The sequence below is a fragment of the Flagellimonas hadalis genome, assembly GCF_007785775.2.
In the GTDB taxonomy this organism is placed as follows: domain Bacteria; phylum Bacteroidota; class Bacteroidia; order Flavobacteriales; family Flavobacteriaceae; genus Flagellimonas; species Flagellimonas hadalis.
Genome location: NZ_VNIK02000001.1, coordinates 629,896 through 654,927 on the forward strand (window position 1 = coordinate 629,896; position 25,032 = coordinate 654,927).

24 protein-coding genes are annotated in these 25,032 nt (G+C 46.7%); 19 read left to right on the plus strand and 5 right to left on the minus strand.

What is annotated here, in order from left to right; genetic code table 11:
• Positions 1 to 135 precede the first annotated feature (135 nt).
• The 3 genes from FOT42_RS02730 (at position 136) to FOT42_RS02740 (ending at position 3,635) form a co-directional block, all read left to right on the plus strand.
• Entirely contained in the window at positions 136 to 2,115 is a 1,980-nt protein-coding gene (locus FOT42_RS02730) for a tetratricopeptide repeat-containing sensor histidine kinase (RefSeq protein ID WP_151889031.1), read from the plus strand.
• 22 nt (positions 2,116 to 2,137) lie between these two features.
• Positions 2,138 to 2,806 (plus strand): response regulator transcription factor, encoded by a 669-nt coding sequence (locus tag FOT42_RS02735; protein ID WP_151889032.1) that lies wholly within the window; start codon positions 2,138 to 2,140, stop codon positions 2,804 to 2,806.
• Positions 2,807 to 2,981: 175 nt separating this feature from the next.
• The gene (locus FOT42_RS02740; RefSeq protein WP_151889033.1) at positions 2,982 to 3,635 is read left to right on the plus strand and encodes a hypothetical protein; all 654 of its coding nucleotides are present in this window, start codon (positions 2,982 to 2,984) and stop codon (positions 3,633 to 3,635) included.
• Positions 3,636 to 3,659: 24 nt separating this feature from the next.
• Here FOT42_RS02740 and glyA read toward each other — a convergent pair whose 3' ends face one another.
• The gene (glyA, locus tag FOT42_RS02745; protein WP_151889034.1) at positions 3,660 to 4,934 is read right to left on the minus strand and encodes a serine hydroxymethyltransferase; all 1,275 of its coding nucleotides are present in this window, start codon (positions 4,932 to 4,934) and stop codon (positions 3,660 to 3,662) included.
• A gap of 238 nt (positions 4,935 to 5,172) precedes the next feature.
• Here glyA and FOT42_RS02750 point away from each other — a divergent pair, with 238 nt between their 5' ends.
• Positions 5,173 to 6,357 (plus strand): hypothetical protein, encoded by a 1,185-nt coding sequence (locus FOT42_RS02750; RefSeq protein WP_151889035.1) that lies wholly within the window; start codon positions 5,173 to 5,175, stop codon positions 6,355 to 6,357.
• A gap of 36 nt (positions 6,358 to 6,393) precedes the next feature.
• Here FOT42_RS02750 and ytxJ read toward each other — a convergent pair whose 3' ends face one another.
• The gene (gene ytxJ / locus FOT42_RS02755; RefSeq protein WP_151889036.1) at positions 6,394 to 6,783 is read right to left on the minus strand and encodes a bacillithiol system redox-active protein YtxJ; all 390 of its coding nucleotides are present in this window, start codon (positions 6,781 to 6,783) and stop codon (positions 6,394 to 6,396) included.
• 143 nt (positions 6,784 to 6,926) lie between these two features.
• Here ytxJ and clpB point away from each other — a divergent pair, with 143 nt between their 5' ends.
• The 5 genes from clpB to FOT42_RS02780 all read left to right on the plus strand — a co-directional run bounded on the left by clpB (position 6,927) and on the right by FOT42_RS02780 (position 13,281).
• On the plus strand, positions 6,927 to 9,527 hold the full coding sequence (clpB, locus tag FOT42_RS02760; RefSeq protein ID WP_151889037.1) for an ATP-dependent chaperone ClpB: 2,601 nt from the start codon (positions 6,927 to 6,929) through the stop codon (positions 9,525 to 9,527).
• A gap of 151 nt (positions 9,528 to 9,678) precedes the next feature.
• The gene (locus FOT42_RS02765; RefSeq protein ID WP_151889038.1) at positions 9,679 to 10,992 is read left to right on the plus strand and encodes a gluconate:H+ symporter; all 1,314 of its coding nucleotides are present in this window, start codon (positions 9,679 to 9,681) and stop codon (positions 10,990 to 10,992) included.
• 4 nt (positions 10,993 to 10,996) lie between these two features.
• Positions 10,997 to 11,464 (plus strand): RidA family protein, encoded by a 468-nt coding sequence (locus FOT42_RS02770; protein ID WP_151889039.1) that lies wholly within the window; start codon positions 10,997 to 10,999, stop codon positions 11,462 to 11,464.
• Between the two features lie 4 nt (positions 11,465 to 11,468).
• Positions 11,469 to 12,533, plus strand: a complete 1,065-nt coding sequence (locus FOT42_RS02775; RefSeq protein WP_151889040.1) for a dipeptidase — start codon at positions 11,469 to 11,471, stop codon at positions 12,531 to 12,533.
• Between the two features lie 151 nt (positions 12,534 to 12,684).
• On the plus strand, positions 12,685 to 13,281 hold the full coding sequence (locus tag FOT42_RS02780; RefSeq protein WP_151889041.1) for a TetR/AcrR family transcriptional regulator: 597 nt from the start codon (positions 12,685 to 12,687) through the stop codon (positions 13,279 to 13,281).
• Positions 13,282 to 13,285: 4 nt separating this feature from the next.
• On the opposite strand, the gene FOT42_RS02785 is transcribed toward FOT42_RS02780, so the two are convergent.
• Positions 13,286 to 14,683, minus strand: a complete 1,398-nt coding sequence (locus FOT42_RS02785) for a PorP/SprF family type IX secretion system membrane protein (RefSeq protein ID WP_226789778.1) — start codon at positions 14,681 to 14,683, stop codon at positions 13,286 to 13,288.
• A gap of 117 nt (positions 14,684 to 14,800) precedes the next feature.
• On the opposite strand from FOT42_RS02785, the gene FOT42_RS02790 reads away from it, so the two are divergent.
• Positions 14,801 to 15,325, plus strand: a complete 525-nt coding sequence (locus FOT42_RS02790) for a SixA phosphatase family protein (RefSeq protein WP_151889043.1) — start codon at positions 14,801 to 14,803, stop codon at positions 15,323 to 15,325.
• Here FOT42_RS02790 and FOT42_RS02795 read toward each other — a convergent pair.
• On the minus strand, positions 15,322 to 16,065 hold the full coding sequence (locus FOT42_RS02795) for a DUF6503 family protein (protein WP_151889044.1): 744 nt from the start codon (positions 16,063 to 16,065) through the stop codon (positions 15,322 to 15,324). The two genes, FOT42_RS02790 and FOT42_RS02795, sit on opposite strands and share 4 nt — an antisense overlap.
• Positions 16,066 to 16,146: 81 nt before the next feature.
• Between FOT42_RS02795 and smpB the strand changes: the two genes are divergently transcribed.
• Positions 16,147 to 16,608, plus strand: a complete 462-nt coding sequence (gene smpB, locus FOT42_RS02800; protein ID WP_151889045.1) for an SsrA-binding protein SmpB — start codon at positions 16,147 to 16,149, stop codon at positions 16,606 to 16,608.
• Between the two features lie 176 nt (positions 16,609 to 16,784).
• Here the strand turns inward: smpB and FOT42_RS02805 are convergent, their stop codons facing one another.
• Complete coding sequence (locus FOT42_RS02805; RefSeq protein WP_151889046.1) at positions 16,785 to 17,426, minus strand: protein-L-isoaspartate(D-aspartate) O-methyltransferase; 642 nt, start codon at positions 17,424 to 17,426, stop codon at positions 16,785 to 16,787.
• Between the two features lie 114 nt (positions 17,427 to 17,540).
• On the opposite strand from FOT42_RS02805, the gene FOT42_RS02810 reads away from it, so the two are divergent.
• The 8 genes from FOT42_RS02810 to FOT42_RS02845 all read left to right on the plus strand — a co-directional run bounded on the left by FOT42_RS02810 (position 17,541) and on the right by FOT42_RS02845 (position 24,989).
• Entirely contained in the window at positions 17,541 to 18,509 is a 969-nt protein-coding gene (locus tag FOT42_RS02810) for a Gfo/Idh/MocA family protein (RefSeq protein ID WP_151889047.1), read from the plus strand.
• 92 nt (positions 18,510 to 18,601) lie between these two features.
• Positions 18,602 to 19,489, plus strand: a complete 888-nt coding sequence (locus tag FOT42_RS02815) for a 3-hydroxyacyl-CoA dehydrogenase family protein (protein ID WP_151889048.1) — start codon at positions 18,602 to 18,604, stop codon at positions 19,487 to 19,489.
• 5 nt (positions 19,490 to 19,494) lie between these two features.
• Positions 19,495 to 20,730 carry a DUF1015 domain-containing protein gene (locus FOT42_RS02820; protein WP_151889049.1) on the plus strand — a complete coding sequence of 412 codons (1,236 nt, stop codon included), beginning with the start codon at positions 19,495 to 19,497 and terminating at the stop codon, positions 20,728 to 20,730.
• Between the two features lie 3 nt (positions 20,731 to 20,733).
• The gene (locus FOT42_RS02825; protein ID WP_151889050.1) at positions 20,734 to 21,393 is read left to right on the plus strand and encodes a YggS family pyridoxal phosphate-dependent enzyme; all 660 of its coding nucleotides are present in this window, start codon (positions 20,734 to 20,736) and stop codon (positions 21,391 to 21,393) included.
• 15 nt (positions 21,394 to 21,408) lie between these two features.
• Positions 21,409 to 22,740: an exonuclease domain-containing protein gene (locus tag FOT42_RS02830; RefSeq protein WP_151889051.1), complete on the plus strand. Its 1,332-nt coding sequence runs from the start codon at positions 21,409 to 21,411 to the stop codon at positions 22,738 to 22,740.
• On the plus strand, positions 22,737 to 23,579 hold the full coding sequence (locus tag FOT42_RS02835) for an ion transporter (RefSeq protein WP_151889052.1): 843 nt from the start codon (positions 22,737 to 22,739) through the stop codon (positions 23,577 to 23,579). Before FOT42_RS02830 ends, FOT42_RS02835 begins: the two co-directional genes overlap by 4 nt.
• Positions 23,576 to 24,499 (plus strand): tRNA (adenosine(37)-N6)-dimethylallyltransferase MiaA, encoded by a 924-nt coding sequence (gene miaA, locus FOT42_RS02840; protein ID WP_151889053.1) that lies wholly within the window; start codon positions 23,576 to 23,578, stop codon positions 24,497 to 24,499. Before FOT42_RS02835 ends, miaA begins: the two co-directional genes overlap by 4 nt.
• The gene (locus FOT42_RS02845; RefSeq protein WP_226789779.1) at positions 24,492 to 24,989 is read left to right on the plus strand and encodes a gluconokinase; all 498 of its coding nucleotides are present in this window, start codon (positions 24,492 to 24,494) and stop codon (positions 24,987 to 24,989) included. The genes miaA and FOT42_RS02845 overlap by 8 nt, the downstream gene beginning before the upstream one ends.
• The last annotated feature ends 43 nt before the right edge of the window (positions 24,990 to 25,032 follow it).

Sequence of the window (25,032 nt, forward strand, 5' to 3'; positions counted from 1 at the left end):
ATAAACAACCCGTTGCCATTGAAAAGTTGGTCCCTTTTATCGCTAGTCTTCATCTTTCTTGGGTGTTCCGAACCATCCACAGAGAATACTTCAGTCCAAAGCACAACAGCGGACGCCGTACGTAAATGGGTCAAAATGGCCAAGGACAGCACGCAACTGCCCCTTGAAGAACGAACGCGTTTTTTGGAGAATGCCAAAAGGGAAGCCTTCGCTTCTACCAACGACTCCATAATCTTAGATCAACTTTTGACCATTTCATTGACCTATAAAAGCTTGAAGGATTCCCTTGGGTTCCGGGACACCAACAAACAGATTATGATGATGTCCAAAGAAACGGATATGTTCACTCCACTTGGCTATTCGCACTGGGACATGGCCTCCTTTTTTAAATCGTATGGAGCTCTGGACAGTGCCTTCTACCACTATAAAAAAGCATTGAACAGTTTTGAACAGCTCCCAAAAAGCCCTGAATCAAGTTCCCTGAAAGCTAGAATTTTATACAGTATGGGACAGATCCAGGATTCCTACAAGGACTATTTGGGCGCAGAAATCAGTGCCACCACTGCCCTGAGGATTTTTGATGAATTGGGAGATACCGAAAGAATCTATAATTGCTATAATTTGTTGGGTATTCTTTCCAGTGGCATGGGGGACAGTGAAAAATCTTTGGAATATTACCAAAAAGCCGGCTCATATTTGGATAAGCTAGACTCTTCTGAAGCTGCAGAATTTGCCTGGCAAAATCAAAATAATATTTCAAATGCTTTATTGAGAAATGAAGACTACAACAAAGCCAAAGACTCATTTATAAAATTATTGGAAAATAAATCTTTAGAAAATAAAGATTCTGAATTATATGTACTTGCACTTACAAGCCTTGCTTATGCAATTTTCAAGGATGAAAACAATTTTATTGAATCAGAAAAATTGCTGAAAGAAAGTATCATCGCCAACGATAAATACGGCCATACAGAACACCAAGCCCGGACAAAGCAGTATTATGCCGAATTGTTGGCTGCCAAGGGTGATACGGCCAACGCCCTACAATACGCCAAAGAATCGCGGTCTGTGGCCCAAGAAACCCGCAACAATGACCGGCTGCTGGAAGTGCTCCGGTTGCTCACCCAACTGGACAAGACCAATGCAGCCTCGTACTCCAATGCCTATTATGATCTCAACGAGGTCATCCAAGAAGAAGAGCGCACCAAGCGGGACAAGTTTGCCCGGATACGCTTGGACACTGATAAGATCAAGGAAGAGAACGTGCTCCTTTCCCGAGAAAGACAATTATGGGCCGGGGCCGTACTTGGTCTCGTTGTATTTGGGTTGACCACCACGGTGATCGTTTTACAGTACATCAACAACAATAGGCTCAAGTTCAAGCAAAAACAGCAGGAAAGCAATCAGGAAATCTACAACTTGATGCTCTCCCAGCAGGGCAAATTTGAAGAAGGCAGGCAGTTGGAACAAAAACGCATTTCCGAAGAACTCCACGACGGTATCTTGGGCGAAATGCTCGGCATACGGCTGTTACTGAGCGGTTTGAATGAACGAGGGGACAGCAATTCAGTGGAACAACGGGCTGCGTTCATAGAGAAACTACGGGAAGTGGAGGAAGATATCAGGAGCATTTCGCACGAACTCAACCATGCCTCTTATGAAAAATTTCATAATTTTATCGTGTCGTTGGAGGAACTGGTCAGTGGCTTTCAAAAGTCTTCCGGCATATCGTGTTCTTTCAGTTATGACAAAAAGATACACTGGGACAACCTGTTGGGCGATATCAAGATCAATGCCTATCGGATTGTACAGGAGACACTCAAAAACAGTGCAAAGCACGCCAAATGTAAAAATATCGCCATTTCCTTTGGCTCGGCGTCCGGCATACTGAAGCTGACCATCAAGGACGACGGCATCGGGTTCGATACGACCAAAGGAAAGAGAGGAATCGGCATAAGGAACATCATATCAAGGGTGAAGAAAATAAACGGCGTCTTCGACATTGAAAGTACAAAAGGAAAGGGCACCACGATTTCGGTGTCCATCCCTGCAAAATATATTGAACCCACACAGGCCAAGGACCCCACAAGCTTGAAACCTGTAATGAACACTTAAACCTACGAGAAGCAAAACAGTTATGAAGACATTGAGAATCTTGGCAATAGATGACCACGAAATGACAATGCTAGGATACAAGTTTATCCTGGAGAACATTGATTTTGAGGGCTATGACATCATTGTTGATACCGCCAACACCTTCGAGGGCGGAAAAAAACTCATCGAAGACTCAGTGAACTCCTTCAAGTACGACATCCTCCTTTTGGATGTTCAATTGTTCGCCCCGAACGAGAACCAACCGCATTCGGGTGAAGACCTCGGCATATTGGCCCGCAAATTGGTCCCCGAAAGCAAGATTGCCTTTATGTCGTCTTTCAGTGACAATTTCAGGATCAACAGCATTCTAAAATCGGTGGACCCGGACGGTTATCTGGTAAAAACGGATATTGACCCCAAAACCTTGGAAGATGCCGTGAAGACCATTATCCTGAATCCTCCTTATTATTCATCAAAGGCCTTGTCCGCCATCCGCAAGAAAATGGCCAACGACATCGAGTTGGATGAAAAGGACAAACAGATCTTATACCACCTTTCCATGGGCACCAAGAACAAGGATCTGGAAAAACACATCAGGCTTTCCCCCTCCTCCATCGAGAACAGAAAACGGCACTTAAAGACCCTTTTCGGCACGGAGAACGAGAACGACATGGCCTTGATCATTGCCGCAAAAAACAGGGGCTTCATCTAAGACCCAAACTTCAAAATGTGTTTTTGGTCGAACTCCGTAATTGGTTTTACACATTCTTGACGTAAAAAGCCTACAAACTAAGGGAAACCCATAGAATTTTTAAGGATTTTCTTCAATCCCAACAAAAAGATTCATCCTAACTTTAAGGTTGAAAGAAAATTACAACCCGTAGCATATGTCACTCCCAAGGAAAAACAACACTGATCATCAGCATAGTGGCGCAAAGGTATTTGAGGCCGCAAATGGGCTGGACGAGTTTCTGAAAACCATTGAAAAAGATTTTTTTGCCGAGGTCAAAATGCATTTCAAGCACGACAAGGAAAGCAAAAAAACCGATATGGTCCTAGATCTGCACTTTAACTTCGGTATTACGGAGAGCCTTCATTTCTTTACGAGCGGCACATGGGGCGGCATGACATTCCCCGAAAGGGAGCACAAGGTCTCCTCTACCCTTGGAAAAGCCTTTATGGAGCTGAACTCCAAAAACAACTTTCTTTTGGATATATCGGAAGCCTCATTGCATTTCAAGGATACTTCCATCATTATATCCAGGGTCTATGATCAAAGCATTCCAGACCAAATAGGCAATATCATGCTAAAGGCCAGCGAACACTTCGTGTACTACACCAAGGGCCTTACCGAAATGCCCTATGAAATTTTTGTGCCCGTATACGAATATGGTGCTCCCAACATATTTGAGCCAAAAAAGGAAAAAAGCAGTTATTTTGATTATTGGGGACTTTACTTCGAGGACGAATCCCACCAAGTGATGATCTACTCCCTACACAAAAGAAAAATGTACGAAGTAGATCTGTTCCTTTTTGAATAGCACGAACTTAAGCAAGCATCGATACTAAACACTGAACAAAGGTCGCGATTTCATCAAATCGTTGACCTTTTGTTTTATCTGGGCCAATTTCTCCTCATTCCCAGGGTCCATGATCACCTCGTCGATAAACCCAACAATGGTCTCCATATCCGCCTCTTTCAACCCTCTGGTGGTGATGGCCGGGGTACCAAATCGGATGCCCGAAGTAATGAACGGGGATTGCGTGTCAAAGGGCACCATGTTCTTGTTGGCCGTAATGGCCGCATGTTCCAACGCCTTTTCGGCATCTTTACCTGTGATGTCCTTGTTCCTTAGGTCGATAAGCATCATGTGGTTGTCCGTTCCCCCAGAGATCACTTTATAATCCAGGGCCATGAACGCCTTGGCCATTGCGGCAGCGTTCTTCTTCACTTGGATCATATAGTGCAGGAACTCATCGGAAAGTGCCTCACCAAATGCAACGGCCTTGGCCGCAATGATGTGTTCCAATGGTCCACCTTGGTTACCGGGGAACACGGCAAGATCCAAAAGGGCCGACATTTTCCGTAGGGTTCCGTTCTTCAATGTGATGCCAAACGGGTTGTCAAAATCCTCACCCATCAAAATCAGACCTCCTCGAGGACCTCGCAAGGTCTTGTGGGTGGTCGTGGTCACAATATGGCAGTGAGGGATGGGGTCGTTCAAGATTCCCTTGGCGATCAATCCTGCAGGGTGGGAAATATCGGCCACCAAAATAGCGTCAACACTGTCAGCAATCTCACGGAAACGTTTAAAATCCATATCACGGGAATAGGCAGAGGCCCCGGCAATGATCAACTTCGGCTTCTCCTTGTCCGCAATTTCTTGGATCTTATCATAGTTGAGCATACCTGTTTCCTCATCAACCCCATAAAAAACAGGGTTGTACAGTTTTCCGGAGAAATTTACGGGCGACCCATGGGTCAAGTGCCCTCCATGGGACAGGTCAAAGCCCAAAATGGTATCCCCGGGCTGCAAACAGGCATGATATACAGATGCATTGGCCTGGGATCCGGAATGTGGCTGAACATTCGCGTAGGCGGCCCCGAACAGTTCCTTGGCGCGGTCAATGGCCAGTTGTTCCACTTGGTCCACCACTTCGCAACCTCCATAATATCGTTTTCCGGGATAGCCCTCAGCATATTTGTTGGTCAATACGGAGCCAGCGGCCTCCATCACCTGCGGGCTGGTAAAGTTCTCGGAAGCTATCAGCTCTATGCCTTCAATCTGCCTGTCCTTCTCTTGTGCTATCAGTTCAAAAATCTTATGGTCTCGTTGCATCTGCAAATTATTTTGATAAGCCGCAAAATTACGAATTGGAAGGGGATTTATGCCCAAAAAAAACAACATACATCCCAATTTTATCAAACGGAAATTAACAAAGTTGGAACTATCGTTAAATGCTCTATATTTGAAACTTAAACCCCACCTGCACACTACCTGTGCGACTTTTTCGTTTATAGATAACCGTTTTTGGCACAGCTATTGAACTCGATCAAACAACCAATACACCATCATCATGAAAAAAATACTACTCTTGACCACGATTTTGATGATTGCCGCCTGTGGAGGCGTCAAGAAGACCCAAGAAGCCCTGAACACCGGTAACTATGTTACCGCCATGGACAAGGCCATAAAGAACTTGGCGGAAAACAAGACCAAAAAAGGAAACCAAGAATACATCACACTTTTGGAAGAGGCCTTTGCCAAAAATGCGGAAAGGGAAGAACAGGAAATTGCCTTTTTACAGAATGACGGCAATCCTGCCAACCTAGAGACCATCTACAACAAATATGTGCAGTTGAAACGGATACAGGAACGCATCAAACCATTGCTTCCCCTCCGCATCAACGACCAGGGAAGGAATGCGAAGTTCCATTTTGAGAACTACGACAACGCCATTCTGAACACCAAGGACGAACTCTCCGAACATTTATATGAAAATGCCATCGGTCTATTGAAAAGTGCCAAATACAAAAGTGACTATCGAGTTGCCTATGACGATTTGAAATATGTGCAGGAAATCAGTCCCGGATACAAGGAAACCGTATCCAAAATGGACGAGGCCTACAACAAAGGATTGGAGTTTGTTCGGGTCGAGATCGGAAACCTGACCGAGCAGATCATCCCTGAGCGGTTGGAAAGGGAGCTTCTGGACTTCAATGCCTTTGGCATCGACAATTTTTGGTTGCAATACCACACCAATCCATTGGCCAACGTGAAATATGATTATGCCATGAACTTGGATTTCATGGAGATCAATGTATCGCCAGAGCGCGTGAACGAGACCCAGATCATCAAGGAAAAACAGATCAAGGATGGTTGGGAATATTTGCTGGACCGGAACGGAAATGTGGTCAAGGACAGCTTGGGCAATAAGATCAAAGTGGACAAAATGCGCACCGTGACCTGCAAATTCTTTCAGTTTACCCAGACCAAAAGTGCCCAAATCGGGGCCAAGGTGCGGTTCACCGACCTGAAGAGCGGACAGGAGATCAATGCCTACCCCCTATCCAGTCAATTTGTTTTCGAGCATATCTTCGCCAACTATCAAGGGGACAAGAGGGCCTTGGAGAACGATCTTCTGGTGTACCTGAACGCCCGGGAAGTACCTTTCCCCTCCAATGAGCAAATGGTGTACGATGCCGGGGAAGACCTCAAGGCGAGGCTCAAGGGCATCATAGCAAAATATCAGTTCAACTAGATCCTAAAAGACGAAAGCCCCCAATCGGGGCTTTTTTTATAGGTAATCTTTTAGGTCCAAATCCGCAATGGCTCCATGGGATGTGTGAAAAGTCACCTTTCCATTTTTGATGACCAGCAATTGGGGCGACTCGTGCCTTACCCCAAACCGGTCCGCAATCGCATTGGAGAGATCCCTGTGCGTCTGAATGGTCAAAAAATAGAGGTCACAGTCCAAAGCTGGATCATAGGATCCCTTGAACATCTTTAGCACCATACTACTGATACCGCAGGTGGATGAGTGCTTGAAGATGACCTGTGGCCGCTCCTCGGAACTTGCCTTTATAGTATCCAATTGTTCCATGGACTCCAAAAAAATCCACGGTAATTTCTTATCTTGTATGTCGATTCGCTCCTTCTTTCCGAAGATACTGTCAAATATTCCCATGATGCAAATTTAAGAGATAAGTCGGGAAGGATAAAAAAGCTTACATCTGACGAAATGTCTTGTGTTTTCTGGATTTTCCAGACATTTTGACAGTACTCCGACCGTGGTAGGATTGTTGACATATCAGAAAAAAAACAACGACTATGAACTTTAATAATTTTACCATAAAATCTCAGGAAGCCATTCAACGGGCCCAACAATTGGCCCAAGAACTAGGTCACCAACAAATTGAGAACGAACACCTCTTCAAGGCCATTGCGGAAGTTGACGAAAACGTACTTCCCTTCATCTTGAAGAAATTGAACGTGAACGTGAACCTGCTCAACCAGATTTTGGACAAGGAACTTCAGAGCTTTGCCAAGGTATCCGGCGGGGAGATCATGCTTTCCAGGGAAGCAGGGAAAACCGTGAACGAAGCCAGCATCGTTGCAAAAAACATGGGTGATGAATTTGTTTCCATCGAACACCTTTTGCTGGCCATATTCAAATCGAAGAGCAAAATAGCGCAGATCTTAAAAGATCAGGGCGTCACGGAGAAAGATTTGGCTGCCTCCATCCAGGAATTGCGCAAAGGTGGCAAGGTGACCTCGCAAAGTGCCGAGGAGACCTACAATTCCCTGGATAAATATGCAAATAACCTCAATCGGCTTGCGGACAGTGGAAAATTGGACCCTGTGATCGGGCGTGATGAAGAAATCCGAAGGGTTTTGCAAATCCTGTCCCGAAGGACCAAGAACAACCCCATGTTGGTGGGTGAGCCCGGTGTGGGTAAGACCGCCATTGCCGAAGGCTTGGCTCACCGAATTGTACAGGGCGATGTCCCCGAAAACTTGAAGGACAAGATCATTTACTCCCTGGACATGGGTGCATTGATCGCTGGGGCCAAATACAAAGGTGAATTTGAGGAGCGGTTGAAGGCCGTCATCAAGGAAGTTACCTCCTCCGATGGCAACATTGTGCTCTTCATTGACGAGATCCATACGTTGGTGGGTGCCGGGGGCGGACAAGGTGCCATGGATGCTGCCAACATCCTGAAACCTGCTTTGGCCAGAGGGGAATTAAGAGCCATTGGAGCGACCACACTGGACGAGTACCAAAAATATTTTGAAAAGGACAAGGCTTTGGAGCGTAGGTTCCAAAAAGTAATGGTGGACGAGCCTGATACCGAGAGTGCCATCTCCATTCTCAGGGGCATCAAGGAAAAATACGAGAGCCATCACAAAGTCCGCATCAAAGATGAGGCCGTGATCGGTGCCGTGGAACTTTCCCAACGTTATATCACCAACCGTTTTTTGCCCGATAAGGCCATCGACCTTATGGACGAAGCAGCATCCAAACTTCGCATGGAAATCAACTCCAAACCCGAAGAACTGGATGTACTGGATCGGAAGATCATGCAGTTGGAGATTGAGATAGAGGCTATCAAACGTGAAAACGACAAAGCCAAGTTGCAGACCTTGAACTTGGATCTGGCCAATCTCAAAGAAGACCGCAACGAGATCTTTGCCAAGTGGGAAAGTGAAAAAACAGTGGTGGACAACATCCAAAAGACCAAAGAGGACATTGAAAACTACAAATTAGAGGCCGAACGCGCCGAACGGAACGGGGACTACGGAAAGGTGGCCGAACTACGGTATGGAAAGATCAAGGAAGCCCAGGAGAAACTGGAAAAACTACAGGATGAACTTGCAAGCCAACAGACCGCTGGCACCTTGATCAAAGAGGAGGTCACTTATGAGGACATTGCCGAGGTAGTGGCCAAATGGACAGGTATCCCCGTGACCAAGATGATGCAGAGTGAACGCGAAAAACTCCTGAAACTGGAAGATGTGCTCCACAAGCGTGTGGTGGGCCAAGACGAGGCCATCATTGCCGTTTCGGACGCCATACGAAGAAGCAGGGCCGGATTGCAGGATTCCAAAAAACCCATTGGCTCCTTCCTTTTCTTGGGAACCACCGGGGTCGGTAAGACGGAGTTGGCAAAAACCTTGGCAGCCTATCTGTTCGATGACGAGAACGCCATGACACGGATAGACATGAGCGAATACCAAGAACGCCACTCCGTGAGCCGACTGGTAGGTGCACCTCCGGGGTATGTGGGCTATGACGAAGGAGGTCAGTTGACCGAGGCCGTGCGAAGAAAGCCCTATTCCGTGATCTTGTTGGATGAAATAGAAAAAGCGCACCCGGACACCTTCAACATCCTGCTTCAGGTGCTGGACGAAGGTAGATTGACCGACAACAAAGGCCGGGTGGCGGATTTCAAGAACTCCATCATCATCATGACGAGCAATATGGGCAGCCACATCATCCAAGAGAAGTTTGAAGATGCCGTGGATTTGGAAAGTGCTTCGGAAGCTGCAAGAATTGAAGTGATGGGATTGTTGAAACAAAGCATTCGCCCAGAATTCTTGAACCGAATAGACGACATCATCATGTTCGCACCTTTGAACAAGTCGGACATCAAGGATATTGTGAGGCTGCAATTGGACAGTCTGAAGAAAATGTTGTCCAAACAGCACATTACGTTGGATGCGACCGAGGAAGCCATTGCTTATCTGGCCAAAAAAGGGTTCGATCCACAATATGGCGCCAGACCCGTAAAGCGATTGATCCAGAAAGAGGTGCTGAACAACCTCTCCAAGGAACTGCTCTCCGGAAAAATCACGACCGACAGTATTGTACTCTTGGACAGTTTTGACGACCAGTTGGTGTTCCGAAACCAAAATGAGTTGGTGGAATAATTCTCTCCATCATCCACACAATAAAACCTTCCTCAAGCCAATGGGGAAGGTTTTTTATTTGTCACATTCCAAAGCATGTTGTTTGAAATCCAAAACGATCAGGGCGTATTTCATTTAAATCCTTATTTTAGCTCAAACACATTTCCTAAATATGCCACTCCTCATTGCCGTCTTGGGCATCCTACTGCTCTTTTTGTTGATTGCCAAATTCAAGTTGAATGCCTTTCTGTCCTTTATCATTGTATGCCTTTTTGTAGGGGTCTTTCAAGGAATGGAACTTGGAAGTTTGGTGTCATCCATCCAACGCGGCATCGGGAACACTTTGGGCTTTTTGGTATTGATATTGGGACTTGGCGCCATGTTGGGCAAACTGGTCGCCGATAGTGGGGCCGCTCAACAGATCACCACCCAACTGGTGGCCAAATTCGGCATAAAACATGTGCAGTGGGCCATGGTGGTCACAGGTTTCATTGTGGGCATCCCCATGTTCTATTCGGTGGGTTTCGTGATTCTGATACCTTTGGTATTTACCGTTGCCATTTCCACCGGACTGCCCCTGCTCTATGTGGGGCTGCCCATGCTCACCTCACTTTCGGTGACCCATGGCTATCTCCCGCCCCACCCTGCACCCACGGCCATTGCGGCCATGTTCAATGCGGATATTGGAAAAACATTGATGTATGGGCTCATCATTGCGGTTCCCGCCATTATTGTGGCCGGTCCCGTTTTCGCCCGTACCATCAAAAAAGTGGAGGCCAAACCCTTAAAGGAATTTTACAACCCCAATATCATCCCGAAGGAAGAATTACCATCGACCTTCACCAGTATTTTTACTGCCTTATCACCCATATTGCTGATAGGCATTGCCATTGCCGCGGAACAATTTCTGGAAGAAGGCAAACTCCGGGAAGTGCTCATGTTCATTGGAAATCCAGTGATTGCGCTCTTGATTTCCGTGTTGCTCGCCATTTACACCTTGGGATTGTCCAAGGGTAAGTCCATGTCCACCATCATGGCTTCCGTTTCGGCATCCGTGTCCAGCATCACCATGATCTTATTGATCATTGCAGGGGCAGGGGCGTTGAAAGAAGTGTTGATCGACAGCCATGTGAGCGATTACATTGCCGATAGCCTAAAAGGCTCCAGCATATCTCCCTTGGTCCTGGCCTGGGTCATCGCAACGGCCATTCGGGTAAGTGTGGGGTCGGCCACCGTTGCAGGTTTGACCGCCGCCGGAATCGTGCTCCCCTTGGCATCAGGCACTGGCACAAGCCCCGAACTGATGGTCCTCGCCATAGGCTCTGGCAGTTTGATGCTTTCCCACGTCAACGACACCGGTTTCTGGATGTTCAAGGAATATTTCAATCTTTCGGTAAAGGAAACCCTGTCCACTTGGACCGTTATGGAAACCTTGGTCGGCATTATGGGGCTTATCGGGGTTTTGGTTTTAAATACAATCATCTAAACATATGAACAGTACACCTTCAAAGCGAGTTGAGGAATTGAATCTTCAGCTCCCACCTGCCCCGCCACCTGCCGGGGTGTATAGACCCATATTGGTCGTCGATAATTTTTTATACGTATCGGGTCAAGGCCCTGTCAATCTTGATGGCTCCCTCATGATAGGTCGTGCAGGGGACAATCTGGATGCCGACCAGGCCAAATTGGCGGCCAGACAGGTTGGATTGACGATGCTATCCACCATCATTACCCATTTTGGGAGCTTGGACCGCATCAAAAGGGTCGTAAAAGTGCTGGGGATGGTCAACTCCACCCCAGATTTTGGGAAACAACCCTATGTCGTCAATGGATTCAGTGAATTGATGGCCGATGTTTTTGGAAAGGAAAACGGTATTGGCGTGCGGAGTGCCGTGGGGATGATGCTTCCCGGCAACATTCCCGTGGAGGTCGAGGCCATGTTCGAACTTCATCCATAGCCCCATGTTCATATTTGATGTGCACTTGGACCTCTCTATGAACGCCATGGAGTGGAACCGCGACCTGAGGCTCCCCGTTTCCGAAATACGGGAGCGGGAAAAGGGAATGACCGACAAACCCGACCGTGGCAACAATACGGTCTCCTTTCCTGCCATGCGGGAAGGAAATGTAGGTCTTTGTGTGGCCACACAGATTGCCCGTTACGTAAAGAAAAGCAACCCACTTCCCGGTTGGCATTCCCAGCACCAAGCCTGGGCCCAGACCCAAGGACAGTTGGCATGGTACAAAGCCATGGAAAATGAAGGGGAAATGGTCCAAATCACCAATTTGAAGGGTTTGGACAATCATTTACAACTTTGGCAAAGCGAACAAGAGCATAAACCCATAGGATATATTCTGAGCCTGGAAGGAGCCGATTCCATTGTGGATATGGGCTATTTGGAAAAATCGCATGAAGCTGGTCTGAGGGCCATAGGTCCTGCACATTATGGTCCCGGAATCTATGCTCATGGTACGGATTCTGTTGGGGGCATTGGGGCAAAGGGAAGGGAGCTCTTGAAAAAAATAGAGGAACTCAACCTCATTTTGGATGCCACGCATTTATGCGATATGAGTTTTTGGGAAACCATGACCGCCTATAATGGTCCGGTCTGGGCCAGTCATAGTCTTTGTCGGAAATTTGTGGACCACAACCGACAGTTTACGGATGAACAACTCAAGGAATTGATCCAGAGGGAAGCCGTGATCGGGATGGTGCTGGATGCCTGGATGATGGTCCCTAATTGGATCAGGAGGAAATCTGACCCAAAAGCCATGGGGGTCTCGCTCGAAATCATGGTGGACAATATAGACCATATCTGTCAGTTGGCCGGAAATACAAATCACGTAGGTATTGGCACTGATTTGGACGGCGGCTTCGGAACAGAACAGGGGCCCTATGATGTGGATACGATTGCCGATCTGCAAAAAATCCCCGAACTGTTGTCCCAAAGAGGATATACGGCAGCTGATATTGAAAAAATCACCAGCCAGAATTACCTCAATTTCCTGAGAAAGGTCTGGAAATGATGGTGACATAGCCATCAAAATCCCTATCATTTCATTTTTGAAGCAAGTAAAGCGGTTCAACACTGTTAAAATAATGGCTTTTAAGCCGCTATAATACCAAACAGTATTGTTTTTTTATATCTTCGTTTTACCCGAACCAACCTATACCACCATGTCCAAAAAAGCAGAACGCACCACCGCTTATATCATTGAGACGGTAGCCCCCATCTTTAACAAGCACGGATATATTGGAACTAGCATGAGCGACCTAACCGAGGCGACAGGTCTCACCAAAGGTGCCATTTATGGCAATTTTGAGAACAAGGAAGCCCTTGCCCTCTCTGCTTTTGAATACAACCGGAACCAATTGCTAAGTGCCATAGACGAACAATTGGGCGCCGAGGAAGATTCTCTTGGAAAATTGTTTTCCCTTATCAATTTCTATAAACAATACGATGTCTTCACCCTCCCGATGGGTGGATGCCCCATTCTGAACGTTGGGATTGACGCCCAGGGCAATAACACCCTGTTGGCCGCTGCGGTAAAGGAAACCGTCAAGGACATCGAAGGAAAAATAGCCTTGGTGCTGGAAAATGGGGCCAAACAGAACGAATTGCACCTTCCCGTTCCCCCCTTACAGTTTGCCAAACAGTTGTTCACCATGATCCAAGGGGCCGTTGCGATGAGCACCATTACCCGTGACCGCAAATACCTCATCAATACGCTTACCTATCTGGAGCATTTGGTGCGAAAGGAAATCAAGAAATAGTTTTTCAATTCCCTCTTACCCTGAAAATCCAGGTTTTATCGGGGTATTTCCCATTGAACTTGCTGTCCCTAGCCGTCCGCGCTTCGTCCATCGTATCGTACCGCTCCAAATACACATAATTGTACTTATTGGCTTTTCGATAAAAGGATTTGGGCTCCAATCCCTTTGTCCGAAGGGTCTTCATGAAGTTATCAAAATACTTTTGGGTACCGTACACATTGGCTATCAAATAAAAACCTGGTTCCAGCCCTTCTTCACCTTGCACCTCCTCATATTTTTCGTTGGGCCGCAATTCCACGTTCTGGTTTCTGAGCCTTGCCAGACTGTCCTGCTCCTTTTGCAATGACACCTGTGCGATGCTGTCCTTTCTTTGCTGTTCGCGCAATTGTTCGGCCAGTTTTCTGGCCCGGGCCAATGAATCCCTTTCTTGCTGAAGTGCAGCTTCCCTTTGTAGTGCAAGTTCAGCCTCTTCTTCCCTCTTCAATCGCTCCTGCTCCAAAGCCACTTCCTTTTCCACATCAAAGCCCACCACTTTTTTACGCCCATCCGGTTTTCCAAAGCGATAAGAAGCGATGATCTCAATGGTAGGATTCTCCTCTTCCAAGGAAGAATCCGTTCCAAATTCCATAAGTCCACCAATTGAAAACGCATTGGCCAAGGTAACTCCCAATCCACCCGAAACTCCATAAAAACTATTGTAGCCCCCCTGCAGCCAGAACTTGGATGTGGACAGAAGCCCGTTCAGACCAAATTGGGTATCTCCTTCGGGCACTGACTTCACATAGATCATGGGACGTACAAAACTGTCGCCCAAACCACTGGACAAGATCACTGGGAAATCATGTCCCAAAGTCCCCATGATGGTCTGGAAATTCTCTGTTTCCCCTTCCCCTGAAAGATAAAACCCCACTGCGTTCTCAAAGGCCAATCCCATACTGAACTGGTTGACCAACAAAAGGAACCCCGGTGAAAATGTCATCCGAAAACCTTCAAAATCTTCCAAAATGGTCGGATCTACCTCTCCATTCTGCCCAAAGCGTTCATCGGCCACGGTCTGCTGAAAGGCAAAGACATTCACTCCTGCCAACAACTGGACTTCATCGTCCAACTGAAATGTATGGGTGTAATTGGCATTTCCGCCCGTAAAAAGGAAAATACCTGTATTGTGCTGTAAGAAACCAAGGCCAGCAGTGGACCGAGCATTGATTTGGTGGGTATAATTGGCAAAAATAGTAGTGGGGTCCCCATCAATGTCCTGCCATTGCCATCGGGTCCAGAGGGAGAGGGAATTGGGCCGGTTCCAATCTGGAGCGTAAGAGGCATTCATGAGGCTTGAACCGAACTGCACAAGGGTATGCTGTCTCAAATCGGTGGGCAATTGTGGTTCCTGGCCCCTCGCCATCGTCAAAACCATTGCCCACAGTGTGCAAACGAAAATCCTACGCATACGATAAAATGAAAATTAAACGTTACTTTTAAATCAAATTAAAAAACTCGGGGAACCTTTTAGATCAAAACTATGCGAACCATCAAACCTCTAATTGCCCTTGCAATTTTAATCGTTGGAAGTATCAGCTGCAAAAAAGATACGAAAATTGCGGAAGACCCGATCATATCCACTTTCTATTTTATCCGACACGCCGAAAAGGACAGGACAGACCCCGAAAACCCTGACCCCGAACTGAACCAGGATGGTCTCAACAGGGCCATCAGATGGGCGGAGGTATTCGACCCCATTCCCTTGGACGTGATCTACTCCACCAATTATGAGCGGACTTCCATGACGGCAGCGCCTACATCGGTAAAGAAAAACATCGATGTGAAATATTACGACCCCAATGCTGTGGACATTGAGGAGTTCAAATTGGAGAATGAAGGAAAAAATGTGCTGGTCGTGGGCCATAGCAACACCATACCTGCTTTCGTGAACCGTATGATCGATATGGAAAAATATGAAGACATGGATGACAGCGACAATGGCAGTCTGTTCATTGTCCGGATCATTGACGGTATCCCGACGGATATCCGTTTGAAAATGGATTAATCGTTCCGCACTTTGATATCCATTATCTCTATTTTGGATAAAAGTTCCAATTCCCCTTTGTCATATAGCTTTGCTATTTCCAAAATATCGGAATCCTTGGTCTTGGGCTTATAATTCTCATAATCCACAAAACGGATACTGTCCACGTAACGTTCATTATACGCTTTTCGAAACCGTTGTCCACCTCCATCCACATGAAAGTCATAGGCCAAGTAATCCGGTTTAAAACTTTCCGTATCAAACCAATATAAATAAGTATCTTCAAAGTCGTCACCGCCACCTTGTTGATCAAAGGTCACCTTGATCTTATAGTACTCTTTTCCTCCGACGGATTCCTTACCCAGCAATTCCTTGTTCACGGCCGCATCGTTCAATCCGAAAGGCAAACGCACAAAATAATGCACTGAATTGATGGAATTGGCATATTTGACCGCCATGGAATCGGGAACAGCCACCAAGGAATCGTTCATGTATCTTTCAAAACCAGTGTCCTTTTTCACATCGGTGATGGTCACGGAATCCAATCGGGAAATCCGTTTGAACACCCGCTTTCCGTTTTCATTCCTGGACACATATTCCTTGTCCCTGAAGATAAAAGAGGTGCCATGGTCATTATAGAGAACTCCACCACTGGCGGCAATCGACTTATCCACAATCTCTTGGGCCGTAAGCTCTTCTTTGGAGGTTTCTTTGCAAGCAATGGACAACAATACAAAAAGGAGCAGAAAAATTCTTTGCATGGGGAACAGTTTGGTATATAATCGTAAAATCTAATGCAACATTACAATTTTCTTGCCCAAGAGTTTATATTTTTGCGCACAATGCAGAAAAACATCAACATAAAGAACAAAAGGGCCCGGTTCGATTTTGAAATCCTGGACACCTATACGGCTGGGATCGTTTTGGGAGGTACCGAGATAAAATCCATCCGGTTGGGAAAGGCCAACCTGTCACAGAGCTTTTGCGAGTTCAATGACAAGGGGGAACTTTTTGTGGTGAACATGCAGGTGGACGAATACAGCCATGGCAGTTACTACAACCACAAACCCAAGGCCGAACGCAAATTGCTCCTCAACAAAAGGGAACTGAAAAAACTGCGAAAAGAAGTCACTACCACGGGGCTGACCATCATCCCTCTCAATCTTTTCATCAATGACAGGGGTTTGGCCAAGGTGAACATAGCACTTGCCAAAGGAAAAAAACTGTACGACAAACGGGAGACCATAAAGGACCGGGACAGCAAGCGCAGTCTAGATCGCGTGAAAAAGAGTTTCAACGACTGATTGGTTACTGGGTTATTGAGTTATTGGTTTATTTAGGGTTTGATGTCCAAAGTCGAAAGTCAATTACTGAGTTACTGCCAACTGGATTATTGAGTTCTTGTCTCTTGATTCTTTTCTCTTTGTTTCCTTCTCTATTTTTTGTTCTTGAGCTTGGCCCTTGAACTTGCACTTGTGAATCAATTCTTGTCCTCCAACAAGGGTACAAACCTAAAAGCTCCCAACTCCTGTTTTTGGAATTCCTTCTCGGACTTTCGCACAAAAAGGGTCATGACCTGCTCATCCACCCCAACGGGAATCACCAACCTGCCCCCTACTTTCAACTGTGACATCAAAGGTTTTGGTACTTCGGGAGCGCCTGCCGTCACAATGATACTATCAAATGGGGCCTCTTCCGGCAGACCTTTGTAACCGTCCCCAAAAATCAATTTCTTGGGTCGGTAATTCATCTTATTGAAGAACAGTCGTGTCTTTTTGAACAGTTCCTGTTGGCGTTCAATGGTATACACTTTGGCCTTCAAATCCAACAGAACGGCGGTTTGGTAGCCACTGCCCGTGCCAATCTCCAACACCTTGTCATTGGGTTTCACTTGGAGCAACTCGGTCTGAAAAGCCACGGTATAAGGTTGGGAAATGGTCTGGTCCGCCCCAATGGGAAAGGCTTTGTCCTGATAGGCATGGTCCTCAAAACCACTGTCCAAGAACAAATGCCGTGGTATGGTCTTTATGGCTTCGAGTACCTTTTTATCTGTTATTCCCTTGGCTTCCAACAGTTCCGCCAATTTGTTGCGCATGCCCCTATGCTTGAGCGTATCCTTCATCGTCTTTGGTCTGGTCCACGAATTTAAAAAGTTCCCCAATACTTTACCGCCAGTTCGACCCTATTTTTTATGGAAGAGTGGTATCATATCCTTATTTTTGACAAAAACAGTATTATGCTTAAAGTTGGTGTCCTCGGTGCGGGGCATTTGGGCAAGATTCACCTCAGGCTGTTGAACCAGTCCGAAAAATATGAGCTTGTGGGCTTCTACGATCCCGACGAGATCAACGCAAAAAAAGTGGCTGCCGAATTTGGCTACACCCATTTCGAAAATATCAACAACCTGATGGACGCCGTGGATGTGGTGGACATTGTGACCCCCACCCTCTCCCATTACGAATGTGCTAAAAAGGCCATTGGCAAGGGAAAACACATTTTTATTGAAAAACCCATCACCAACACCTTGGAAGAGGCCCAAGAGCTGCTCCAACTTTCTGAAAAACATAAGGTAAAGGGGCAAGTGGGACATGTGGAACGTTTCAATCCAGCCTTTTTGGCGGTGAAGGACAAAATACAGAACCCCATGTTCATCGAGACGCACCGCTTGGCGGAATTCAATCCCAGAGGGACCGACGTGCCTGTAGTTTTGGATTTGATGATCCACGATATCGACGTGATCCTCAGTGTTGTGCCTTCCGAAGTGAAACAAATCAACGCCAGTGGGGTTTCCGTCATCAGCAATTCACCAGACATTGCCAATGCCCGTATCGAATTTGAAAATGGCTGTGTGGCCAACCTTACCTCCAGCCGCATCTCGCTGAAAAACATGCGGAAATCGCGCTTTTTCCAGAAGGACGCCTATATTTCGGTCGATTTTCTGGAAAAAAAGGTAGAAGTGGTCAAAATGAAGGACGCTCCCGAACAACCTGGTGATTTTGATATGATATTGCAAAATGCCGAAGGGGAGAAAAAACAGATCTATTTTGAAAACCCCGAAATCGATGTGAACAATGCCATCTTGGACGAACTGGAAACCTTTGCGGATGCCATAAACAACGACACAATACCTGTCGTGAGCCTGGAACAGGGAACAAAAGCATTGCAGGTGGCCCTTCAGATCATCGAGTCGTTCAAAAAACAATAAGCTGTTGTCCCGTCCTTCAACTGCCTCCTTCGACTACGCTCAGGGTGACAGTTCTAGATGACAAAACTGACAACACGATAACTACAACAACAATGGAAAAAATAGCAGTGATCGGTGCAGGGACCATGGGCAACGGAATCGCCCACGTTTTTGCGCAAAACGGATTTCAAGTAAACCTTATCGATATTTCACAGGTATCTCTGGATAAGGGACTGGACACCATCACCAAAAATTTGGACCGGATGCTGGCCAAAGAGTCCATCGATGAAGCAAAAAAAGAGGAGACCCTTTCCAACATCACCACTTTTACCGCTTTGGAAGAAGGTGTTTCCGATGTGCAATTGGTCATCGAGGCAGCCACGGAAAACCTCGACATCAAACTGAAGATTTTCAAAGATCTTGATAGAATCTGCAAAGCAGGGGCCATTTTGGCCACCAACACTTCTTCCATTTCCATCACCCAGATTGCCGCGGCCACCCAACGGCCCGAAAAGGTCATCGGCATGCACTTCATGAACCCCGTGCCCATTATGAAACTGGTGGAGATCATACGCGGGTACAGCACTTCGGACGAGGTGACCCGGACCATCATGGAGCTGTCCAAAAAGTTGGGCAAGACACCCACCGAGGTCAACGATTATCCAGGATTTGTGGCCAACCGCATCTTGATGCCGATGATCAACGAGTCCATTGAGACGCTCTATAACGGCGTTGCCGGGGTTGAAGAAATCGACACCGTGATGAAATTGGGCATGGCCCACCCGATGGGGCCGTTACAATTGGCGGACTTTATCGGGTTGGACGTATGCCTTTCCATTTTGAACGTGATGTATGACGGTTTCAAAAATCCAAAATATGCCCCTTGCCCCCTATTGGTGAACATGGTGATGGCAGGAAAACTTGGGGTCAAATCCGGGGAAGGCTTTTACGACTATTCCGAATCCAAAAAAGCGGAAAAGGTGTCGTCCCAATTCAAATAGACTGCATGGCGACCATACGACCGTTCAAAGCCATCCGTCCCACCAAGGACAAAGCTTTTTTTGTGGCCTCGCGCTCCTACGAGGAATATGGCCCGGATGAACTGAATGCCGTGCTCCAGCACAATCCCTTTTCGTTCCTGCACATCATCAATCCAGGGTTCAAGTTTGAAAAGAACATCACGGGAAAGGAACGCTTTCACTTGGTCCGCAACCGCTACTTGGAGTTTTTGGAGGAAAACATTTTTCAAAAAGATGGGGAAGCGGGTTTTTATCTGTATCAAATTGAAAAAGGGGATTTCAAGAGTCTGGGGTTCTTCTGTGCCTGTAGTGTGGAAGATTACCGCAACGGCACCATCAAGAAGCACGAGGACACCATCCAACAGCGTGAGACACTTTTTGCGGATTACCTTCACACCGTTGGGTTCAATGCGGAGCCCGTGCTGATGACCTATCCCGACAATGAACTGATCAATACGATTTTCCAACGAAAAATACAGCGGGAACCCGAGTACGATTTCACCTCCACAGACCGCGTCAACCACAAACTTTGGCGGATTTCCTATCCGGAGGGCATTGAAAAATTGCAAAAGGCCTTTGAGCAGATGGACTCCCTGTACATTGCCGACGGACACCACCGCAGTGCCTCTTCCAATCTTTTGGCGGAATACCGGAAAGCCGAGAACAAATCCCATATAGGAACAGAGCCTTACAACTATTTCATGGCCTATCTGATTCCCGAATCGCAGATCAGGATCTATGAGTTCAACCGCATGGTGAAAGACTTGAATGGCTATGCCACGGATGAATTCCTGATCCAACTGGACAAACATTTCATAATCGAGAAACGGGACGATGGGCTGTGCAGACCAAAACAAAAACATGAATTCAGCATGTATTTGGAAGGTGACTTCTATTCCCTACACCTTCGACAGACCCACTATACCTTTACGGATGCTTTGAGCCATTTGGACACCCAAATCCTGTTCAAGACCGTTCTGGAGCCCATTTTGGACATCAGTGACCTCCGCAACGATGCACGAATTTCCTACGGGTGCGGGAAGGACAACCTCATCCGGATGAAGGAAGGCGTGGACAAGGGCGATTTTGCCGTAGGGTTCAGTCTAGTACCTACTACCATTGAAGAAATCAAGGCCATTGCCGATGCTGGTTTGGTAATGCCCCCAAAAAGCACGTATATTGAACCAAAGCTCCGCAGCGGGCTTGCCATTTATGAACTGTAAGCTATGTCGATAAAAGATAACCTCCACAATATCAAATCCGAATTGCCCGAAGGGGTAACCTTGGTCGCTGTTTCCAAGACCAAGCCCAATGGGGATATTTTGGAAGCCTACGAAGCGGGGCAACGGGTGTTTGGCGAAAACAAGGTGCAGGAAATGGTGCAAAAATGGGAAGAACTGCCCAAGGACATCGAGTGGCACATGATCGGACATTTGCAGCGAAACAAGGTCAAGTATATGGCGGAGTTCGTGTCGTTGGTCCATGGGGTGGACAGTCTCAAGCTACTGAAGGAAATTGACAAGCAGGCCGAAAAACATAATCGGGTCATTCCCTGCCTGCTCCAAATGCACATTGCCGAAGAGGATACCAAGTTTGGATTGGACGCCACTGAACTCGAAGAACTGCTCCTTTCCGATGAGTTCAAATCCATGAAAAATGTGGAAATCAAAGGATTGATGGGCATGGCCACCTTCACTTCGGATGAGGCACAAATCCGAAAGGAATTTGCACAACTGAAATCCATCTTTGATGGTTTACAAAAAAAACTGCCCGGTATTTCCATCCTTTCCATGGGCATGAGCGGCGATTATGCCATTGCCATTGAAGAGGGCAGCACGATGGTGCGCATTGGAAGTAGTATATTTGGGACCAGGAACTATCCATAAAATTCAAGCATTTTCATGTACGCCATACTCGATATTGAAAGCACGGGAGGAAAATACAATGAAGAGGGCATCATGGAAATTGCCATATATCGTTTTGATGGTCATCAAGTAGTGGACCAGTTCATCTGCTTGATCAATCCTGAAAGGGAAATCCAACCCTTTGTCTCCAAACTCACGGGCATCAACAACAAAATGCTCCGCTCCGCCCCCAAGTTCCACGAAGTGGCCAAACGCATTGTGGAAATCACGGAAAATGCCATCATTGTGGCGCACAATGCCCAATTCGACTACAGGATCCTCCGGACCGAGTTCAGGCGTTTGGGGTATGATTACCAACGGAAGACCCTTTGCACCGTGGACCTTTCCAAACAATTGATCCCGGATGCTGAATCGCACAGTCTGGGAAAACTGGTCCGTTCGCTCGGAATTGCCACAAGCGATCGTCACCGTGCCAATGGGGATGCCCAGGCCACCTTAAAATTGTTCAAGTTGCTCCTGGGCAAGGATACGGACAAAAAGATCATCACGGAGGTCATGCGCGAAGAGACCCACGGGGAACTCTCGCCCAACCAATTGGACATTGTTCTGAACCTTCCCTCGGAAACCGGAGTGTACTACATGTATGACAAGGACGGGGCCATTATTTTTATAGGCAAGACAAAGAACATCAAAAAAAGGGTGAACCAACACTTTACCAATGTGGGGAGCCTTGCCAGAAAGTTGCAAAAAGAAACGAAAAAGGTGGCCTTTGAGGCGACGGGCAGCGAATTGGTGGCCGTTTTGAAAGAGTACCTCGAATCGTTCAAGAACAAGCCGAAATACAACAACAATCCCAGGAAAAAGCTTTTCTCGCACATCATTGGACCAGAACAGAACGAATCTGGGTACATTACCCTGAAAATTGAGAAGAGTAGGTTTTTGAAACCTGATAAAATGGGGTTCAATGGATTGGCTTCGGCCAAAAGTTTCTTGGATAAGATACGGTCCGAATTTGAACTATGCCCCTGCTCCATCGATGGGAACAATCAGACCCCAGATGAGAACGGTACCGCTGAAGAGTGCAACACCAAGATCATGTCCGCTCTGGAAAAATACAACATCCTTGACAAGGACATGGTCATTTTGGACCGGGGACGCCAAACCGGTGAGCGCAGTTTTATTTTGATCAAATCCGGTGTGCTTCAGGGGTATGGACATGTGGAACTCAATTATCAGATCAATAATATTCATATCTTGGAATCGATTATGACGCCAATGTCCGGTGATGAGAACACCACTTTCATCATCCAATCCTTTTTGAGAAAGAGCAATGCGCCAAAAACCATTGCGCTAAACCCAAAACCTTGAAAGCGTACAGACCACATAGCGGATGGAAGAGCAAACTTCATGAAATCATCTATGAAGCAGATACTCCTGCGGGAAAACTGTTCGACATTGTACTGTTCTTTTTGATCATCGTCAGTGTAATCCTGGTGATGCTGGAAAGTATCGAGGAGGTGGACCAAAAGTACCACAGATTGCTCCTGACCCTGGAATGGTGCATCACAATATTTTTCTCCCTGGAATACATTGCCCGTCTCATCAGCATAAAAAAACCATGGAAGTACGTCTTCAGTTTCTATGGCATCATAGACTTTCTTTCCACCATCCCATTATATCTTTCCTATATATTGGCCGGTTCGCAAGTGCTTTTGGCGGTAAGGGCCTTCCGGCTGTTACGGGTATTCCGGATTTTGAAACTGGTAAAGTTCATCGGCGAGGCATCCCAACTGCAATCCGCCCTTAAGGCAAGTCGGACCAAAATCGCCGTGTTCATCTACGTGGTGTTGATCCTGTCCGTCATTTTGGGCACCTTGATGTATCTTATTGAAGGGGATGAAGCAGGATTCACCAGCATTCCCCGAAGCATCTACTGGACCATTGTCACCCTCACCACTGTCGGTTATGGGGATATTGCCCCCCAAACACCTTTGGGACAATTCTTGGCCACGGTGATCATGATTTTGGGATATGGGATCATCGCGGTTCCCACTGGGATTGTCACCGCCGAGTTTTCTAGGAACGGCAATAAGGGAAAAGAAGGTTCCAATGTGGTCCACGTAAACACTCAGGCCTGCCCCAATTGTTCCGCCGAGGGCCATAGGGACGATGCCACACATTGCTATAACTGCGGACATCCATTATGAGCCAAAAAGTCCTGTTAGCAGTGGTAGGTCCTACGGCCATTGGAAAAACTTCACTCGGCATCCTCTTGGCCAAGCATTTTCAAACGGAAATCGTTTCTGCGGATTCCCGTCAGTTCTTCAAAGAGATGGAAATAGGCACTGCTGTTCCCTCACCTTCAGAACTGAAGGAAGCACCCCATCATTTCATCCAACACAAGAGCATTTTTGAACCCTATTCCGTGGGCGATTTTGAACGTGAGGCCATGGAACTATTGGAAACGCTGTTCCAAAAACACAACATTGTGGTCATGGTCGGCGGCAGCGGACTCTATGTGGATGCCGTAGTGAATGGCCTGGATGAATTTCCCGAAGTTGACCCTAAAATCCGTGCTTCGCTGGACCACAGACTGCAAGAGGAAGGTCTGGAATCCCTCCAAAATGAATTGAAGCGTCGAGACCCCGAATATTACAACGTAGTGGACTTGGACAATCCCCACCGACTGATCAGGGCACTGGAGGTCTGTATTTCGAGTAATGTCCCCTATTCCTCCTTCTTGGGCCATAACAGACCCGCGAGACCGTTCAAAACGCTTTATATCGGTCTTGAAGCCCCAAGAAACATCGTTTATGAACGAATCAATGCCCGGGTAGACCTGATGATGGAATCCGGGTTGCTGGAAGAGGTTACCAAGCTCCACGCCCATAAAGCATTGAATGCCTTACAAACAGTTGGCTACAAAGAACTTTTTGAATATATTGACGGACATTGTACCCTCGAATTTGCCGTTTCGGAAATCAAGAAAAATACGAGGCGTTTCGCCAAAAGGCAGTTGACATGGCTGCGAAAAAACGAAGGCATACTCTGGGTGGAATACGATGCAGAACCGAACAAAATGATCGAACAGATAACCAACCGACTCAAAACCGTTACCCATGCCTAAAAAGAACATCGTTTTGGTGGTCATGGGAGTGAGCGGTACCGGAAAAACAACTGTTGGGAAATTGCTCTCCGAAAAATTGAAATGCCCATTTTTTGATGGGGACGATTACCATCCGGCGGAAAATATCAAAAAAATGCAGAGTGGCACTCCCTTGGACGATGACGACCGCAAAGGGTGGCTCATTCGGTTGAACCAATTGGCCCTGGAACACAAAAAATCGGGTGCCGTGATTGCCTGTTCCGCACTGAAGAAAAATTACAGAGGACTTTTGAGGGCCGGTTTGGGGAACAATATCCAGTTCATTTACCTAAAAGGGTCTTTTGAACTTATCAAATCCAGACTGGAAAACAGAAAAGACCATTTCATGCCCCTACATCTCCTGCAATCACAGTTTGATACTTTGGAACCTCCCTTGAAGGCTCTTACTTATTCTGTTGAGGACAAACCTTCCAAGATTGTTGGGGAAATCGTCAAAGAACTCAAACAATAGGGATATGTCCATCTCTCCCAACAAAAAAGCCACCTTTAAAGGT

What these genes read in the sequence shown, in the direction of transcription:
- glyA (WP_151889034.1), bottom strand. Translation starts at nt 4,934, where the DNA reads ATGCAACGAGACCATAAGATTTTTGAACTGATAGCACAAGAGAAGGAC.
- FOT42_RS02775 (WP_151889040.1), top strand. Translation starts at nt 11,469, where the DNA reads ATGTTCATATTTGATGTGCACTTGGACCTCTCTATGAACGCCATGGAG.
- FOT42_RS02790 (WP_151889043.1), top strand. Translation starts at nt 14,801, where the DNA reads ATGCGAACCATCAAACCTCTAATTGCCCTTGCAATTTTAATCGTTGGA.
- FOT42_RS02845 (WP_226789779.1), top strand. Translation starts at nt 24,492, where the DNA reads ATGCCTAAAAAGAACATCGTTTTGGTGGTCATGGGAGTGAGCGGTACC.
- clpB (WP_151889037.1), top strand. Translation starts at nt 6,927, where the DNA reads ATGAACTTTAATAATTTTACCATAAAATCTCAGGAAGCCATTCAACGG.
- FOT42_RS02805 (WP_151889046.1), bottom strand. Translation starts at nt 17,426, where the DNA reads ATGAAGGATACGCTCAAGCATAGGGGCATGCGCAACAAATTGGCGGAA.
- FOT42_RS02825 (WP_151889050.1), top strand. Translation starts at nt 20,734, where the DNA reads ATGTCGATAAAAGATAACCTCCACAATATCAAATCCGAATTGCCCGAA.
- FOT42_RS02740 (WP_151889033.1), top strand. Translation starts at nt 2,982, where the DNA reads ATGTCACTCCCAAGGAAAAACAACACTGATCATCAGCATAGTGGCGCA.
- FOT42_RS02785 (WP_226789778.1), bottom strand. Translation starts at nt 14,683, where the DNA reads ATGGCGAGGGGCCAGGAACCACAATTGCCCACCGATTTGAGACAGCAT.
- FOT42_RS02795 (WP_151889044.1), bottom strand. Translation starts at nt 16,065, where the DNA reads ATGCAAAGAATTTTTCTGCTCCTTTTTGTATTGTTGTCCATTGCTTGC.
- FOT42_RS02730 (WP_151889031.1), top strand. Translation starts at nt 136, where the DNA reads ATGGCCAAGGACAGCACGCAACTGCCCCTTGAAGAACGAACGCGTTTT.
- FOT42_RS02765 (WP_151889038.1), top strand. Translation starts at nt 9,679, where the DNA reads ATGCCACTCCTCATTGCCGTCTTGGGCATCCTACTGCTCTTTTTGTTG.
- FOT42_RS02750 (WP_151889035.1), top strand. Translation starts at nt 5,173, where the DNA reads ATGAAAAAAATACTACTCTTGACCACGATTTTGATGATTGCCGCCTGT.
- FOT42_RS02770 (WP_151889039.1), top strand. Translation starts at nt 10,997, where the DNA reads ATGAACAGTACACCTTCAAAGCGAGTTGAGGAATTGAATCTTCAGCTC.
- FOT42_RS02780 (WP_151889041.1), top strand. Translation starts at nt 12,685, where the DNA reads ATGTCCAAAAAAGCAGAACGCACCACCGCTTATATCATTGAGACGGTA.
- FOT42_RS02830 (WP_151889051.1), top strand. Translation starts at nt 21,409, where the DNA reads ATGTACGCCATACTCGATATTGAAAGCACGGGAGGAAAATACAATGAA.
- ytxJ (WP_151889036.1), bottom strand. Translation starts at nt 6,783, where the DNA reads ATGGGAATATTTGACAGTATCTTCGGAAAGAAGGAGCGAATCGACATA.
- FOT42_RS02820 (WP_151889049.1), top strand. Translation starts at nt 19,495, where the DNA reads ATGGCGACCATACGACCGTTCAAAGCCATCCGTCCCACCAAGGACAAA.
- FOT42_RS02810 (WP_151889047.1), top strand. Translation starts at nt 17,541, where the DNA reads ATGCTTAAAGTTGGTGTCCTCGGTGCGGGGCATTTGGGCAAGATTCAC.
- smpB (WP_151889045.1), top strand. Translation starts at nt 16,147, where the DNA reads ATGCAGAAAAACATCAACATAAAGAACAAAAGGGCCCGGTTCGATTTT.
- FOT42_RS02815 (WP_151889048.1), top strand. Translation starts at nt 18,602, where the DNA reads ATGGAAAAAATAGCAGTGATCGGTGCAGGGACCATGGGCAACGGAATC.
- miaA (WP_151889053.1), top strand. Translation starts at nt 23,576, where the DNA reads ATGAGCCAAAAAGTCCTGTTAGCAGTGGTAGGTCCTACGGCCATTGGA.
- FOT42_RS02735 (WP_151889032.1), top strand. Translation starts at nt 2,138, where the DNA reads ATGAAGACATTGAGAATCTTGGCAATAGATGACCACGAAATGACAATG.